Annotated in this window: 1 protein-coding gene; it reads left to right on the top strand. The window is 46.3% G+C overall.

What is annotated here, in order from left to right; translation table 11 throughout:
* On the top strand, positions 1–508 hold a 508-nt coding region (locus tag IE178_RS37310; RefSeq protein ID WP_193515134.1), incomplete at both ends, for an FAD-binding protein.

Here is a 508-nt window from a genome sequence, read left to right as displayed (position 1 = left end):
CATTGAAGACACGATGATTGCCGGCGATTGGATCAGTGACCGCGCGGCTGTAGAAAAAGTAGTGCGAGAAGCACCTGCACAAATCCAGGAACTGATAAAATGGGGAGTGGATTTTGATAAAAAAGAGGATGGAGAATTCGACCTCCACAAAGAAGGAGGCCATTCCGAGTTCCGTATCCTGCACCACAAAGACAATACAGGAGCTGAAATACAAACCAGCTTGATAGAAGCGGTAAAAGCTCATCCCAATATTACCATATTTACAGATCACTATGCGGTAGAAATCATTACCCAGCATCATTTGGGAATTATCGTCACCCGCCATACACCAGGCATCAAATGTTTCGGTGCTTACGTATTGAATGAGAAAACAGGAGAAGTGGATACGTTCCTGTCCAAAGTAACTGTAATGGCAACAGGCGGATGCGAAGCGGTATACCGCAATACAACCAACCCACTAGTAGCTACGGGAGACGGCATTGCTATGGTGTACCGTGCCAAAGGAGCA

The sequence above is a fragment of the Streptomyces griseoloalbus genome (assembly GCA_014650015.1).
Taxonomy (GTDB): domain Bacteria; phylum Actinomycetota; class Actinomycetes; order Streptomycetales; family Streptomycetaceae; genus Streptomyces; species Streptomyces griseoloalbus.
The sequence above is the reverse complement of the archived record's forward strand: the minus strand, read 5'-3'. Positions and strand labels throughout refer to the sequence as shown.